The 15368-nt window shown below is 73.9% G+C and carries 13 protein-coding genes; 8 read left to right on the top strand and 5 right to left on the bottom strand.

What is annotated here, in order from left to right; all coding sequences use genetic code 11:
- The first annotated feature begins 73 nt into the window (after positions 1-73).
- The 4 genes from mmsA (at position 74) to Sm713_RS16585 (ending at position 5913) form a co-directional block, all read left to right on the top strand.
- Positions 74-1621: a multiple monosaccharide ABC transporter ATP-binding protein gene (gene mmsA, locus Sm713_RS16600; RefSeq protein ID WP_212912056.1), complete on the top strand. Its 1548-nt coding sequence runs from the start codon at positions 74-76 to the stop codon at positions 1619-1621.
- Positions 1618-2847: a multiple monosaccharide ABC transporter permease gene (gene mmsB, locus Sm713_RS16595; RefSeq protein WP_212910379.1), complete on the top strand. Its 1230-nt coding sequence runs from the start codon at positions 1618-1620 to the stop codon at positions 2845-2847. The genes mmsA and mmsB overlap by 4 nt, the downstream gene beginning before the upstream one ends.
- A 266-nt stretch (positions 2848-3113) precedes the next feature.
- Positions 3114-4316, top strand: a complete 1203-nt coding sequence (locus Sm713_RS16590) for an aldose epimerase family protein (protein WP_212910378.1) — start codon at positions 3114-3116, stop codon at positions 4314-4316.
- 70 nt (positions 4317-4386) lie between these two features.
- Positions 4387-5913 (top strand): alpha-N-arabinofuranosidase, encoded by a 1527-nt coding sequence (locus tag Sm713_RS16585; protein ID WP_212912055.1) that lies wholly within the window; start codon positions 4387-4389, stop codon positions 5911-5913.
- A 204-nt stretch (positions 5914-6117) separates the two neighbouring features.
- On the opposite strand, the gene Sm713_RS16580 is transcribed toward Sm713_RS16585, so the two are convergent.
- From Sm713_RS16580 to Sm713_RS16570, 3 genes are all read right to left on the bottom strand, one after another.
- Positions 6118-7002, bottom strand: coding sequence for an SMP-30/gluconolactonase/LRE family protein (locus Sm713_RS16580; protein WP_212910377.1), 885 nt, complete (start codon positions 7000-7002; stop codon positions 6118-6120).
- Between the two features lie 5 nt (positions 7003-7007).
- The gene (locus tag Sm713_RS16575; protein WP_212910376.1) at positions 7008-7778 is read right to left on the bottom strand and encodes an IclR family transcriptional regulator; all 771 of its coding nucleotides are present in this window, start codon (positions 7776-7778) and stop codon (positions 7008-7010) included.
- A gap of 198 nt (positions 7779-7976) precedes the next feature.
- Positions 7977-8945, bottom strand: coding sequence for a LysR family transcriptional regulator (locus tag Sm713_RS16570; protein WP_283249779.1), 969 nt, complete (start codon positions 8943-8945; stop codon positions 7977-7979).
- Positions 8946-9182: 237 nt separating this feature from the next.
- On the opposite strand from Sm713_RS16570, the gene Sm713_RS16565 reads away from it, so the two are divergent.
- The 3 genes from Sm713_RS16565 (at position 9183) to Sm713_RS16555 (ending at position 11840) form a co-directional block, all read left to right on the top strand.
- Positions 9183-9485: a muconolactone Delta-isomerase family protein gene (locus tag Sm713_RS16565; protein ID WP_212910375.1), complete on the top strand. Its 303-nt coding sequence runs from the start codon at positions 9183-9185 to the stop codon at positions 9483-9485.
- Positions 9486-10057: 572 nt separating this feature from the next.
- The gene (locus Sm713_RS16560; RefSeq protein WP_212912053.1) at positions 10058-11230 is read left to right on the top strand and encodes a YbfB/YjiJ family MFS transporter; all 1173 of its coding nucleotides are present in this window, start codon (positions 10058-10060) and stop codon (positions 11228-11230) included.
- Positions 11231-11237: 7 nt separating this feature from the next.
- A complete protein-coding gene (locus Sm713_RS16555) occupies positions 11238-11840 on the top strand; it encodes a hypothetical protein (RefSeq protein WP_212910374.1) in 603 nt (200 codons plus the stop codon).
- A gap of 125 nt (positions 11841-11965) precedes the next feature.
- Here Sm713_RS16555 and Sm713_RS16550 read toward each other — a convergent pair whose 3' ends face one another.
- On the bottom strand, positions 11966-12892 hold the full coding sequence (locus Sm713_RS16550; RefSeq protein ID WP_212910373.1) for a hypothetical protein: 927 nt from the start codon (positions 12890-12892) through the stop codon (positions 11966-11968).
- A 287-nt stretch (positions 12893-13179) separates the two neighbouring features.
- Between Sm713_RS16550 and Sm713_RS16545 the strand changes: the two genes are divergently transcribed.
- Positions 13180-14805 (top strand): acyl-CoA synthetase, encoded by a 1626-nt coding sequence (locus Sm713_RS16545; RefSeq protein WP_212910372.1) that lies wholly within the window; start codon positions 13180-13182, stop codon positions 14803-14805.
- A 78-nt stretch (positions 14806-14883) separates the two neighbouring features.
- Here the strand turns inward: Sm713_RS16545 and Sm713_RS16540 are convergent, their stop codons facing one another.
- On the bottom strand, positions 14884-15348 hold the full coding sequence (locus tag Sm713_RS16540) for a helix-turn-helix domain-containing protein (RefSeq protein ID WP_212910371.1): 465 nt from the start codon (positions 15346-15348) through the stop codon (positions 14884-14886).
- Between the last annotated feature and the right edge of the window lie 20 nt (positions 15349-15368).

The following is a 15368-nucleotide window of genomic DNA, read 5'->3' as shown; positions in this document are numbered from 1 at the left end:
GGCGGGCGGACCGAGCGGCTCCGCGGCGGGCGGCGCGGGGACGGCCACCGAGACGGAGCGGCTGCTGCTGGAGATGCGGGGCATCACCAAGACGTTCCCGGGCGTCACGGCCCTGTCCGACGTCCGGCTGACCGTGCGACCGGGCGAGATCCACGCGATCTGCGGCGAGAACGGCGCGGGCAAGTCGACGCTGATGAAGGTGCTCAGCGGCGTGCACCCGCACGGCAGCTACGACGGCGAGATCCTCTTCGACGGCGAGCCGGTGGCGTTCAGGGACATCCGGGCCAGCGAGCAGCACGGCATCGTGATCATCCACCAGGAGCTGGCGCTCATCCCGTACCTGTCGATCGCGGAGAACATCTTCCTCGGCAACGAGCAGGCCCGCGGCGGCCGCATCGACTGGAGCGAGACGCACCGCAGCGCGGCGCGGCTGCTGGCCCGGGTCGGGCTGAGCGAGAAGCCGGCCACCCCGGTGGCCGAACTCGGCGTCGGCAAGCAGCAGCTCGTGGAGATCGCGAAGGCCCTGTCGAAGAAGGTCAGGCTGCTGATCCTCGACGAGCCGACGGCCGCGCTCAACGACGAGGACAGCCGGGCGCTGCTCGGCCTCATCGCGGAGCTGCGCGATCAGGGCATCGCCTGCATCCTCATCTCGCACAAGCTGAACGAGATCCGCCGGATCGCCGACCGGGTGACCATCCTGCGCGACGGCCGCACCATCGAGACGCTGCCGGTGCGCACCTCCCCGGGCGCGGAGCCGGACGTCTCGGAGGACCGGATCATCCGCGGCATGGTCGGCCGCGACCTGGACCACCGCTTCCCGGACCGCACGCCCTACGAGGGCGAGGACGCCGGCACTGTCGCGCTGCGCGTGTCGGGGTGGACGGTCCGGCACCCGGTGGACCACCAGCGCACGGTCGTCGACGACGTGTCGCTGACGGTGGGGCGCGGAGAGATCGTCGGGGTCGCCGGGCTGATGGGCGCGGGCCGCACCGAGCTGGCGATGTCGGTGTTCGGCCGGTCCTACGGGCAGTACGTGGCCGGCTCGGTGGAGGTGGACGGGCGGCCGGTGGACACCCGCACGGTGCCCGCGGCGGTCGCGGCCGGCATCGCCTACGTCACCGAGGACCGCAAGCGGTACGGCCTGAACCTCATCGACACCGTGCACCGCAACGTGTCCCTGGCGTCGCTGCCCGCCCTGGCCCGCCACGGCGTCGTGGACGAGCACGAGGAGCGCAGGGTCGCCGAGCGGTACCGGGCCTCGATGAACATCAAGACGCCCACCGTCTTCGAGGAGGTGGGCAGGCTGTCCGGCGGCAACCAGCAGAAGGTCGTGCTGAGCAAGTGGATCCACGCCGGGCCCGAGGTGCTGATCCTCGACGAGCCGACGCGCGGGATCGACGTGGGCGCCAAGTACGAGATCTACACGGTCGTGGACCGGCTCGCGGCGCAGGGCAAGGCGGTGCTGTTCATCTCCTCCGAGCTGCCGGAGCTGCTGGGGATGTGCGACCGGATCTACACCATGGCCGCGGGGCGGCTGACCGGCGAGGTCAGCCGCCAGGAGGCCACCCAGGAAGTGCTGATGCGTCAGATGACCATGGATGGAAGCCGAGGCAGCTCATGAGCACCACGACCACACCACCGACCGACCCGCCTCTCCAGCAGGCGGTCGTCCCGTCCGCCGGGACGGCTCTGCTGCACAGCCTGCGCACCAACATGCGCCAGTACGGCATGCTGATCGCGCTGGCCTTCATCGTCGTGCTGTTCGAGATCTGGACCGACGGCACCCTGCTGCTGCCGAACAACGTCTCCAACCTGGTCCAGCAGAACAGCTACATCCTGATCCTCGCCATGGGCATGATGATCGTGATCATCGCCGGCCACATCGACCTCTCCGTGGGGTCGCTCGTGGCGTTCGTGGGATCGTTCGCCGCGGTGCTGATGATCAAGAACGACATGCCGTGGGGCCTGGCACTGGTGCTGTCCCTGCTGATCGGCGCGGTGGCCGGGGCGTGGCAGGGCTTCTTCATCGCCTTCCTGGGCATCCCGTCGTTCATCGTGACGCTGGCCGGGATGCTGCTCTTCCGCGGCCTGACGCAGATCATCCTCCAGGGCCAGTCGATCGCGCCGTTCCCCGGCGGCTTCCAGGACATCGCGCAGGGCTTCATCCCGGAGATGGGCCCGTACACGCAGTACCACAACCCGACGCTGGTGATCGGCCTGGTCGTGGTGGTCTGGCTGCTGGTGCAGCAGTGGCGCGACCGGCGGCGCCAGCTCAGGTACGAGCTGGAGGTGGTCCCGGTCGGGCTGTGGGCGCTGAAGTGCGGGGCCATCGCGGCCGCGGTCGTGGCGTTCACCATGACGCTGGCGAGCTTCCACGGTGTGCCGGTGGTGCTGCTCATCATGTGCGCGCTGCTCATCGGCCTCGGCTACGTGATGCGCAACGCGGTCGTCGGCCGGCACGTGTACGCGCTCGGCGGCAACAAGCCCGCGGCCATGCTCTCCGGCGTGAAGGACAAGCGCGTCACGTTCCTGGTGTTCGTCACCATGGGCGTGCTCGCGGCGCTCGCGGGCTGCGTCTACGCGGCCCGGCTGAACGCGGCGACGCCGAACGCGGGCCTGAACTTCGAACTGGAGGCGATCGCGGCTGCGTTCATCGGCGGCGCGTCGATGAGCGGCGGCGTCGGCACGGTGCTGGGCGCGGTGATCGGCGGACTCGTCCTCGGCGTGCTCAACAACGGTATGTCGCTGGTGGGCGTCGGCACGGACTATCAGCAGGTCATCAAGGGTCTGGTACTTCTGACGGCGGTGGGCTTCGACGTCTGGAACAAACGACGAGCGGGTCGTTAGCCGCGTTGCGGCCTACGGCCGCCCCGGGCCAGCCCCTTTGTGCCGGTGGCGACCTGCGGGTCCCATCGGGCTGGTCGCGCAGTTCCCCGCGCCCCTGGGTGGGCCGGGGTCAGCCCAGATCCAACCGCGCCCCGCAAGGGGCGCGGGGAACTGCGCGAGCGACCACGACGAGAGCCGCGGGTCGCCACCATCCGGAAGAGGCTGTCTCTGCCGTCCCCGGCCACCTGCAGGTGAATGCACAGGACTTCGACGAAGAGGAGCTGCACATGACCACGAGCAGACGCACCATCCTGGCCGGCGTGGCGGGCACCGCCGCCGCAACGGCCGTAGCAGGCGGCACCGCCCAAGCGGCCACCGGAGGCGGCACCGCCCAAGCCACCCCCACCCAGGGAGCCGGGACCGCGGGCCGGGCGCCCACGAAGGAACCCTTCGGCACCCTCCCCGACGGCACCGCCGTCGACCGCTGGACCCTGGCCAACGGCGGCACCCGCATGAAGGTGCTCAGCTACGGCGGCACCGTCCAGTCCCTGGAACTGCCCGACCGCAGGGGCCGCCACGCGAACGTCGCCCTGGGCTTCGACACCCTGGACGGCTACCTCGCGTCCACCACGTACTTCGGCGCCCTCATCGGCCGGTACGGCAACCGCATCGCCAAGGGCCGCTTCACCCTGGACGGCACCGCCTACCAGCTCCCGCAGAACGACGGCGAGAACAGCCTGCACGGCGGCACCATGGGCTTCGACAAGCGGGTGTGGGACATCACCCCGTTCGCGGACGGCCGCGGTGTCGGCCTCGTGCTCGGCTACGTCAGCGCCGACGGCGAGATGGGCTACCCGGGCACGCTCACGGCCCGCGTCACCTACACCCTGTCCGCGGACGGCGGCTGGCGCATCGACTACCAGGCGACCACGGACAAGGCCACCGTCGTCAACCTCACCAACCACACCTACTTCAACCTCGGCGGCGAGGGCACCGGCGACATCTACGGCCACGAACTGGCCCTGGACGCCTCCCGCTACACGCCCGTCGACGCCACCCTGATCCCCACCGGGGAACTCGCGAGCGTCAAGGGCACCCCGTTCGACTTCAGGTCCGGCAAGCCGGTGGGACGCGACATCCGCGCGGCCCACGACCAGCTCGGCAAGGCCCGCGGCTACGACCACAACTGGGTCTTCGACAAGGGCATCACGGCCGTTCCGCGGCTGGTCGGCCGCCTCAGCGACCCGGAGTCCGGGCGGACGGTGCGGATCGCCACGACGGAGCCGGGCGTGCAGTTCTACTCGGGCAACTCCATCGACAACGACGGTTCCCTGCTCGGCACCTCGGGCACCCGTTACCGGCAGGGCGACGGGCTCGCCCTGGAGACCCAGCACTTCCCGGACTCGCCGAACCAGCCGTCGTTCCCCTCGACGGTGCTGCGGCCCGGCGAGACCTACCGGTCCACCACGGAATACCTCTTCCGTGCCTGACGGCGAGGCGCCCTCCGTGCCCGGCGCGGCGACCGCGCCCGGTACCGCGCCCGGTACCGCCCTCGGCCTCGTGCCGGGCGCGGCGCCGGGCACGCGGTTCACCCTCGATCCGGCGTTCACGGTCGGCGAGGTGGACCCGCGGCTGTTCGGGTCGTTCGTGGAGCACCTGGGGCGGTGCGTGTACTCGGGCCTGTTCGAGCCGGGCCACCCGGCGGCCGACGCGGCGGGCCTGCGCACGGACGTCCTGGAGCTGATCCGGGAGCTGGGCGTGACCACGGTGCGCTACCCCGGCGGCAACTACGTCTCGGGCCACCGCTGGGAGGACTCGGTCGGCCCCGTCGAGGAGCGTCCGCGCCGCCTCGACCTGGCCTGGCACTCCACCGAGACGAACCGGTTCGGGCTGAGCGAGTACATGGCCTTCCTCCGCCGCCTGGGCCCGGGGACGGAGCCGATGCTCGCCGTCAACCTCGGCACCCGCGGCGTCGCGGAGGCCCTTCAGCTCCAGGAGTACGCCAACCACCCTGGCGGCACCCGCCTGTCGGACCTGCGCCGGGCGCACGGCGACGAGGAGCCGTTCGGGATCCGGCTGTGGTGCCTCGGCAACGAGATGGACGGGCCCTGGCAGACCGGCGCGAAGACCGCGCGCGAGTACGGCCGGCTGGCCGCGGAGACGGCGCGCGCGATGCGCCAGATGGATCCCGGCCTGCGCCTGGTCGCCTGCGGCAGCTCGGGCCGGTCGATGCCCACGTTCGCGTCCTGGGAGGCCACCGTCCTTCAGGAGGCGTACGAGCTGGTCGACTACGTGTCCCTGCACGCCTACTACGAGGAGGTGGACGGCGACCGCGACTCGTTCCTGGCGTCGGCGGCCGACATGGAGTCGTTCATCGAGAGCGTGGTCGCCACCTGCGACCACATGGGCGCGCGGCTGAAGTCGCCGAAGCGGATCGACCTGTCCTTCGACGAGTGGAACGTCTGGTACATGCTCCGCCACCAGGCGGCCACCGCCGGACCCTCGGACGAGTGGCCCGAGGCGCCCCGGCTGCTGGAGGACAGCTACTCCGTCACGGACGCGGTCGTCGTCGGCTCCCTGCTGATCGCGCTGCTGCGGCACGCGGACCGGGTGCGGATGGCGTGCCTCGCGCAGCTCGTCAACGTGATCGCGCCGATCATGACCGAGCCCGGCGGCCCGGCCTGGCGGCAGACCACGTTCCACCCCTTCGCCCAGGCCTCCCGGTACGGCCGCGGCGAGGTGCTGGACGTGCGGGTGAGCGGCCCGGCGCACCGGACGGCACGCCACGGCGAGGTGCCGCTGCTGCACGCGACGGCCGTGCGGGACCCGGGCACGGGCGCCGTCACCGTCTTCGCCGTCAACCGCGACCAGCACCGCCCGCTGCCGCTGGACATCGCCCTGGGCGCCCTCGGGCTCTCCAGGGTCGTCGAGCACAGTGCGCTCGCGGACCCGGACCCGGAGGCCCGCAACACCCTCGATGCACCTGATCGGGTGACCCCCCATCCGGTGAACGGGACTGTTCTCACGGAGGGTTCGTTGCATACGGTGCTTGAGCCGCTGTCCTGGAACGTGATCCGGCTGGCCTGACGGCGGCACGGCTCTCGCGTGCGCCACCGCATGCGGCACCGGATCCGGGGCGCCGGATCCCCACGACCGGCGGCCCGCACCAGGGGGTGGGTGCGGGCCGCCTTCGTGTGCGGGGGCCCAGTCGCGGCGGCCCCAGTCGCGGCGGCCCCAGTCGCGGTGGCCCCAGTCGGGGCGGGACCCCGCCGGGGTGGAGGCCCCGGAGGATCAGCCCCCGAACGGCGGTTGCGGCAGGCCCCGGCCGGCGTCCGGTACCACCAGCAGCGAGCCGGAGAGCGGGTGCGGGGCGGTGAGCCCGGTGCGGGCGGTGGTGATGTAGAGGTCGGTGAGGTCGGGGCCGCCGAACGCGGGCGCGGTGGGCCGCCGCACCGGCAGCTCGACCACCCGGTCCAGCTTCCCGGACGGCGTGTAGCGGCGCACCGCGGAACCGTCCCACAGCGCCACCCACACGCAGCCGTCGGCGTCGACGGTGAGCCCGTCGGGGAAGCCCGCGCCCTTCTCGACGGCGGCGAACTCCCGCCGCCCGCTGACCTGCTCGCCACCGCCCGCCGCCACGTCGAAGTCGAAGACGTCGATACGGCGGGTGGGGGTGTCCACGTAGTACATCAGCCGCCCGTCGGGGCTCCACCCGGTGCCGTTGCTGACGGTGACGGCGTCGAGGACGGTGGTGGCGGTGCCGTCGGGCGCGATCCGGGTGAGGCTGCCGCGGCCCTCCGACTCGCCGTAGTCCATGGTGCCCGCCCACAGCGCGCCGTCCGGCGCGACGGCGGCGTCGTTCCCGCGCACGCGGGGCACGGGCGCGCGGTGCAGCCAGCGGAAGGCCCCGGGCCGCCCGCCGTCCTCGCCCGCCGGGTCGTAGACGCCGACTCCGTCGCGGAGGTTGACCACCAGGCCGCCGCCCGCGCGCGGCTTGGCGGCGCCCACGTGCTGCTCGGTGGCCTGGACGGTGCGGTGCCCGGTGGCCGGGTCGTAGCCGTGGATCCGGGCGCCGAGGATGTCGACCCAGATCAGCCGGCGGGTGCCCGGGTCCCAGGTCGGCCCCTCGCCGAGCGCGGCCTCGCTGCGCACGGCGACCTCGAAGACGCTTCCCATGCCGCTCACACCCCCCGGTGCCCGAGACGCTCGGACAGGTCGGCGGCGCCCTTGGCGGCCAGCCCCGCCAGTTCGGTGCGCCGCTCGTCGCTCCACCGGCTCATCGGCACGGAGATCGACAGGGCGGCCACGACCCGGCCCGACCGGTCGCGCACCGGTGCGGCCACGCAGCTGACGTCCGGATTCGACTCGCGGCTCTCGACGGCGGTGCCCCGGGTGCGGATCTCCGCGAGCTCGGTGCGCAGCACGGCCGGGTCCGTGATGCTGTTCGGCGTCATGGCGCTCAGGTGGGTGCCGTCGGGTATGCGCGCGGTCAGCTCGGCCTCGGGAAGCGACGCCAGCAGCATCTTGCCGACGGAGGTGCAGTGCGCGGGGAGTCTGCGGCCGGCGGCGGAGACCATCCGCACCGCGTGGGTGGAGTCGACCTTGGCGATGTAGATCACGTCCGTGTCCTCCAGGATGGCGACGTGCACGGTCTCGTCGCAGGTCTCGGCGACCGTCCGGGCCACCTGCCGGCCCTCGGCCGCCAGGTCCAGCTGCTCGGCGTACCGGCTGCCGAGCTGGTAGGAGCGGACACCGAGGCGGTAGCGGCCCGGCGTGTCCGGCAGCGGGACGAGGTAGGAGCGCGCGACGAGCGTGGTGACCAGTTCGTGCACGGTGGTGCGCGGCAACTGCAGCTTGCGCACGATCTCCGGCGCGGACAGCGTGCCGTCGCCGTCGAGGAAGAGCTCCAGGATGTCCAGAGCACGGGTGACTGCGGGTACGAGGCGTCCCATCGGCGCCGGCCCCCTCCTTGCGCGGTTCGTCGACTCGGCGGTTCGACATTTCAACATGCGACCGGTTCGACATTTCAACGTGCGATCGGAATGACGAACAATCGCCCGACAGCGTAGGGGCCGCCCGCCGCTCGCGGCAATGCCCGGTGCTCGGGGCTCGGAGTCGGGGGCGCTCTCGGTGCACGAGTCCCCGCACCTTCAGGAGGCGGGATCCGGCCCGTGGTCGTGCCGGTGTCCGCGGTCGACTCGCCGGTGCGGGTCGCTGCCGGGCAGCCAGGCGTCCGCGTCGTGGATGCCGAGGTCTCCGACGCCTTCGCAGAGGGCGTCGGAGACGGCGAGGACCCCGGCGCGTACCTCGTCGGCGCGCCGGACCAGGGACCAGGTCCAGTGGATCTCCGGAGCCACGACGGGGCGCCGGACGAGGTCGGGCGGCAGCGGGGCCGAGTGGCCCTTCGGCGAGTTCACGACCGGGCGGCCGATGCGGCGGACGTGCTCGAAGAACGCGGGCCCGGTGATGCCGCCGTCATGGACGCGCACGGTCCGCGCGCCGGTGTCCCGGGCCAGTTCCCCGGCGTACGCGTTCCAGGACGACCAGGAGGTGGTGTCCTCGTCGATGAGGACGACGGTGTCGCGCGCGTGTACGTCGCCGGTGTCGGCCCCGGGGGCGACGGCGTGCAGCCGGTCGGCACCGATGAGCCGGGCTTCCAGGCCGAGCCGTTCCAGGTCCCCGGCCGGCACCCGGCACACGGCGAGGTCGAGGCCGCCCTCGGCGACCCTGGCCGCCTGGGTGTGCGAGGGCGCGACCCACGTGTCGACGCGCAGCTCGGCCAGCCCGGCGGTGCGGGCGGCCAGGTCCGCCGGGAGCCAGTTGACGTATCCCAGGCGTACCGGCTCCGATCCGGTCAGGCGGGCGGCGCGGCGCTGGAGGTCGTCGGCGCGCTCCAGCAGTGCGCGGGTGTGCGGGAGCAGCGCGGCGCCGGCCGGGGTGAGGGTCACCGAGCGGCGGTCGCGGTCGAAGAGCCGCACCCCCAGGTCGCGTTCGAGCACCTTGATCTGCTGCGAGAGGGAGGGGCCCGCGATCAGCAGGCGCTCGGCTGCCCTGCCGAAGTTCAGTTCCTCGGCCACGGTGACGAAGTACCGGAGCTGGCGCAGTTCCACGCCTGCCATGCTAGGACGGTGGTAGACGGAGCCTCCTACCAGCGAGAGAGCAGGTCGTGGCCGCTGCCCCCGTGACAGGTCCACGATGGACCCATGGAGATCGGCCGGAAGCCGCCCCGAAGGCCCCGGCCCGTTCACGACGGTCACGGGCCCTCCTCGGCTACGGCGACCGCCGGTTCCGCCGTTCACCACCTGTGGCGCCCCGGCCCGTGCGGGCGCCCGGCCGACTGGAGAGAGCAGAAGACCATGCGCGAGTTCCTGGTCGAGATCACCACCACCGTCCCCGAGGGCACCGGTCAGGACGAGGTCGACCGGCGGCGTGCCGCCGAGGCCGTCCGCGCCCGGGAACTGGCCGCCGCCGGCAACCTGATCCGGCTGTGGCGCCAGGTCGGCGTGCGGCGCACCTTCGGCATCTGGCGCGCCGAGGACGAGGACGAGCTCCACCGTGACGTGCTCGGCACGCTGCCGCTGCACCCGTGGATGACGTTCACGGTGACCGCGCTGGAGCCCCACCCGAACGACCCGGGGCCGACCGGGAGGTCGGCCTGAGCCCCGAGGGCTCACCGTCCCTGGTCGTGGCCGGGCCCAGCAGTTCCCGGCGCTCTTCAGACGGGGCTGCGCCCCGGCCCACCCCAGGGGCGCGGGGAACTGCGCGAGCAACCACCCACCGGCAGGTGGTCCGGACACGACAGAACCAGCCTCTCGGGACGGTGACGACCCGACGGTCTCGTCGTGGCTGGTCGCGCCCACGCGGCGGAGCCGCACATCGACGCAGCCCCGCGCCCTTGAAAAGCGGGGCTGCGCCCCGCTGGGGGGGGGCGGAGCTGAGTCCTTGGGATACCTCCCACGCAGTGGGGGAGGCTCCGCCGCGCGGGCGCAAGCGACCACGGCCAGGCGGCAGCAGAGAAGCGCCCGCAAGGGGCAGGACCCATCTCGGCCGTCTCGGCCATCTCGGAAGGACGTCAACCATGAGCGCGCGCATCCGGCGACCGTCACCTGCCGAAGGAGGCGTCGCCGCCGAAGCCGGGGTCTCCCCCGAGGCGGGCGCCCCGCCGGCAGGCGCACCGCTCCGCTCCCCCTGGAGGCATGTCGCGCAGGCCGCCGCGGCGCTCGCGACGGGCATGGGGGTCGGCCGGTTCGTCTACACCCCCATCCTCCCCCTGATGCACGCCCAGGCCGGCCTGTCCGCGAGCGCCGGCGCGAACCTGGCCACCGCCAACTATGCCGGCTACCTGATCGGCGCGGTCGCCGGCGGCCTGGCCCCCGCGCTGGTCCGCTCGCCCCTGCTGCTGCGCACCGCCCTGGTCGTGCTGGCCGCCAGCCTGGCCGCCATGCCCCTCACGCACAGCGTCACCGTCTGGATCGTGCTGCGGCTGCTGGCCGGGGTGATGAGCGCGCTGATCTTCGTCATCGCCGCCAGTTCCCTCCTCGGCCACCTGCGCGACCACCCGGCCCACCTGCCCGGCTGGGCCTTCGGCGGAGTGGGTGCCGGTATCGCGCTGTCCGGCCTGCTCGTCCTCGTGCTGCGCTCGCTCGCCGGGTGGCAGGCCGCCTGGTGGTCCGCGGCCGCGCTCGCCGGCCTCCTCGCCGCCGCCTCGTGGAACCTGCGCCCCGAACCGGCCCCCGCGGCGGCCCCGTCGATACCGGCGCATCGCAGGGCAACGTCGGCAACGGCAACGGCGACCCCCGAGACGGCACCGTCCCCCGCGCCGAAGGCGCGCACGCACCGCTGGTTCGGTGCCCTGTTCGTCTCCTACTCCCTCGAAGGCGTCGGCTACATCGTCGCCGGCACCTTCCTGGTGGCGGCGATCGAGCAGACCTCCCCCGGCTGGATGGGCAACGGCGCGTGGGTGCTGGTGGGGCTCGCGGCCGTGCCGTCCGCGGCGCTGTGGGCCCGGCTGGGGCGCCGCTGGTCGAGGCCCGGCCTGCTGTGCGTCGCGCTCGTCGTCCAAGCGGTGGGCATCGCCCTGCCGGGCCTGGTCGGCGGAGCCGCGCCGGCCCTGGTCTCCGCGGTCCTGTTCGGCGGGACCTTCATCGGCATCAGCACCCTGGCCCTCGCCACCGGGGCCCATCTGCGCTTCCCCCGCTCGGTCGCGCTGCTCACCGCCGGCTACTCCGTCGGCCAGATCCTCGGCCCCCTGGTCGTCACGCCCCTTCTCCGGAACGGCTACCACGAGGCGCTGCTCCTGGCCGCCCTCGTGGTCCTCGCCGCCGCCGCGGCGGCCGGCCTGCTGCGTGTCGGCTTCCCGCACCACCCGGGCCGCGTCGCCCGGCCGCGGGGCCGAAGGGAATGATGGGGCGATGGCCGGCACCCCCTTCACCCCGCTCCACTTCCAGCTCGTGCTGCTCCGCAGGATGGCCGACCACCAGCCGGGCCTCGTCGAGGACGCCCGGCACGAGCTGGGCGTCTCGCTGAGCGAGATGCGGGAGGCGAACCGCCGCTGGCAGGCGATGCTCCACGCGCCCCGCGGGCGCAGCGCGGTGGGGCGCTACCGTTCGGTGCTGGGTGCCCCCGAGGTCCGCGAGCGGCGCCGGATCGGGGACCTGGACTGCGAGGCCCTGCTCTGGCCGGTGCCGCTGTGGCCGGCGCTCCGCTTCGAGGTGCTGCTCGCCCCGAACGGCGCGGTGTGGAACGAGTGGCTGGTCCGCGCCCCGGGTGCCACCGGCCCCCGGCTGGAGACGGCCGCCGACCTGCGCCCGTGGTCCTGCACCGTCGACGAGGTGGCCCGCGCCTTCGCACCGGCCCGCCCGATGGAGGGCACGGCACCCACCCGCTGGCGGCTGGCGTTCGCGGCGCGACAGGACGCGGACCCCGCGGCCGGGGATCCCGCGGCCGGGGACCCGCGACGTTGGGTCGCGGACTTCACGTGGGGGCTGCTGCAACGGGTCGACGAGACCGGATAGAACGCCGCCAACCGGTCACGGCCCTCGCCCTCCCGGCCGCCGGCCCGGCTCCCTGCTGCCATCTCCCCAACCCGGCCCCTACTGCCCCTCCCCCAGCCCGGTCCCCGGCCGCGGGCCGCGGGCCGTCAACCCGTCCCGTTCGCCGCCGCCTTCAGGATGCCGTCCACCACCGTGGACACGGAGCCGGGGTGGAGGTGGAGGAAGAGGTTCGGCTCGACCAGTTCCAGCTCCATCACGCACGGCCGGCCGTCGTCGCCGTCGACGAGGTCCACGCGCGCGTACAGCAGCTCGGGTGCGTCCGGGACGGCGGCCAGCGCCCGTTCGGCGGCGGCCAGTTCGGCCCGGGTGGGCTCCCAGGGGCGGGCGTCCGGGTGGGCGGTCTTCACGGCGTCGTGGGCGGTGCCGGGGGTGAGCACGGCGCCCTTGCGGATGGCGTGCAGCAGGCTTCCGCCGAAGAACAGCAGGGCGCGCTCGCCCGTGGTGTCGATCCCCCGCATGTACGGCTGCACCATCGCGGTCACCCCGCGGACGTGCAGCTGGGCGAGGTGCCGGCGGGCGGCGCCCGCGGCCTCCGGGTCGCCGGCGCGGTACCGGGCGGCGTGCCGGGCGCCCGCTCCGGCGGTCGGCTTGATGACGTACTCGTGGCCGCCGCCCGTGCCCGGGTCCTCGGGGGGCCAGGGGGCCTCGCCGTCCCCCGGCGCCAGGTACCGGGTCGGCACGACCGGTACGCCGGCGGCGGCCAGGTCGCCCAGGTAGCGCTTGTCGGTGTTCCAGCGGACCACCGGTGCCGGATTGGCGAGCCTGGTGAGCGCCCCGCACCTGTCGGCCCAGGCCGTGTACGCCTCGGTGTGCAGGGTGTAGTCCCAGGTGGAGCGGATCACCGCGAGGTCGTAGGAGGCCCAGTCGATCGCCGGGTCGTCCCAGCAGACGGCGTGCGCCTCGGCGCCCGCGGCGAGCAGTTCCCGGTGCAGCCACGGGAGGTCCGGGTCGAGCGGCACGCCCGGCTGGGGCCGGCACGTGACGAGCGCGATCCTGCTACGGGCGGATGTCACGGTGTCCTCCTGGCGGCCGGCTTCGGACCAGCGGTTTCCCGCATTCACCGCAGGCTAGCAATCGTCTGGCCGCCCCTCCCGCCCGTGCCCTGCGCAGGGCACGGGCGGGAGGGGCGGGCCGGGCTGCGAAACCCCACCGCCCCTCCTCTCCCGGGCTGCCGTGGAACCCACTGCCCCCACGCCGCCTCGGGTGCATCGCGTACCTTGGCTGCCGCCGGAGAAGGACGCACCCACAGCGGCGCGGCACCGTGGCGGACGGCACGGGGGCCGCGCGCGGAAAGGCACACATGAGCGCACTCCTGCCCGCCGTACTGAGCGGCGCGACGGACCGCCCTGCCCTGCGTTTCGGCGACCGTTCGCTGACGTACGGCACCCTGCGCGCGAACGCCGCGGACGTCGCCGCGCGCCTCGCGGGCGCGGAGCGGGTCGCCGTGTGGGCCACCCCCACGCTGGAGACGGCGGTGGCCGTGGTGGGCGCGCTGCTGGCCGGCGTTGCCGTCGTGCCGTTGAACCCGAGGTCGGGCACCGGCGAGCTGGGGCACATCCTGTCCGACAGCGAGCCGTCGCTGCTGCTCGCCCCGCCGGCCGACCCGCTCCCGGACGTGCTGGCCGACGTGCCGCGCACCGACGTCGTCGTGTCCACGGACGAGGGGGACGGCGCGGACGAAGGCAGCGCGGATGGAGGCGCCGCGGATGGAGGCGCCGCACTCGCCGGCGGTGCCGGCCCGGGCGGGGAACCGGGCGCCCCCGTAGCGCCGTTCCCGGGCGAACCCGCCGACGAGGGCAGCGAGAGCACCGCGTTCGTCGTCTACACCTCCGGCACCACGGGACCGCCGAAGGGCGTCCTCATCCCGCACCGCGCGGTCGCCGCGACCCTGGACGCGCTCGCCGAGGCATGGCAGTGGACCTCGGACGACGTCCTGGTGCACGGGCTCCCGCTGTTCCACGTGCACGGCCTGATCCTCGGCGTCCTGGGCCCGCTGCGGCGCGGCGGCTCGGTGCGGCACCTCGGCAGGTTCAGCACCGAGGGCGCGGCGCGGGAGCTGGCGGACGGCGCCACCATGATGTTCGGGGTGCCGACCATGTACCACCGCGTCGCCGAGGCGCTGCCGGACGACCCGGCCCTCGCTTCGGCGCTCGCCGGCGCACGGCTGCTGGTGTCCGGCTCGGCCGCGCTGCCGGTGCACGACCACGAGCGGATCACGGCGGCCACGGGACGGGCGGTCGTCGAGCGGTACGGCATGACGGAGACCCTGATGAACACCAGCGTGCTCCCGGGCGGCGAGCCCCGCCCCGGCACCGTCGGAGTGCCCCTGCCCGGCGTCGAGCTGCGCCTCGTGGACGAGGCGGGCGCGGCGCTCGGCGGCCCGGGTGGGACGTCCGGCCAGGGCCCGGCGGGCGGTACGCGCGCCGGAAACGGGCCCGGTGCCGGGGAGGGCCCCGGCTCCGAGGAGGTCGGGGAGATCCAGGTACGCGGCCCCAACCTGTTCACCGGCTACCTGAACCGCCCGGACGCCACGGCGGACGCCTTCACCGCGGACGGCTGGTTCCGCACCGGCGACATGGCGGTGCTCGACCGGGACGGCGCGGTACGGATCGTGGGCCGCAAGGCCACCGACCTCATCAAGAGTGGCGGATTCAAGATCGGCGCGGGTGAGATCGAGAACGCGCTCCTGGAGCACCCCGGGGTGCGCGAGGCGGCGGTGACCGGCGAGCCGGACGACGACCTCGGCGAGCGCGTGGTCGCCTGGGTGGTGCCCGAGGACTCCGCGGCCCCGCCGACCGGCAGCGAGCTGGCCGACCACGTCAGCGCCCGCCTCGCCCCCCACAAGCGCCCCCGCACGGTGCGCTACCTGGAGGCGCTGCCGCGCAACGACATGGGGAAGATCATGAAACGGGCACTGGGCCGCTGAGGACCCTCGCGCCGGGGCGCTGGGCGGCGCGGGGCCACCCCTTACGGCGATCCGGCCCGGCGCCCCCGCCCGCACCGCTCAGTCGACCACGAGGTCCTCGAACCGCCGTGCCGTCAGCCGCGCCGGCGGCACCCGGTCGCCGTCCTCGGTCACGAAGGCCAGCCGCGCGACCGTCCCCGAGTCGTCCGACGTGAACCGCGGCGAGGTGCCGTCGGGCCGGGGGCGGTACGTGCGCCCCCAGGCCGCCAGCGCCGCGATGACGGGGGCCATGCTGCGTCCGGCCTCGGTGAGCACGTACTCGTCACGTGCCCGCACCCCCGGCTCCTGGTAGGCGCGCCGCTCCATCAGCCCCTCGTCCACCAGGGCCGCCATCCGCTTGGCCAGGATGTTCGGCGCGATTCCCAGCGCCTCGCGGAACTCCTGGAAGCGGGTCGATCCCGCCACCATCGCCTCGCGGACGATCAGCAGGCTCCAGCTGTCGCCGAACACTTCGAGGCTCCGCGCGATGGAGCAGGTCGAGTCCTTTCCGAGCACCTTCTTCATACGGACGAGTCTAGCGTTGA

The organism is Streptomyces sp. TS71-3 (assembly GCF_018327685.1).
Classification (GTDB): domain Bacteria; phylum Actinomycetota; class Actinomycetes; order Streptomycetales; family Streptomycetaceae; genus Streptomyces.
The sequence above is the reverse complement of the archived record's forward strand: the minus strand, read 5'-3'. Positions and strand labels throughout refer to the sequence as shown.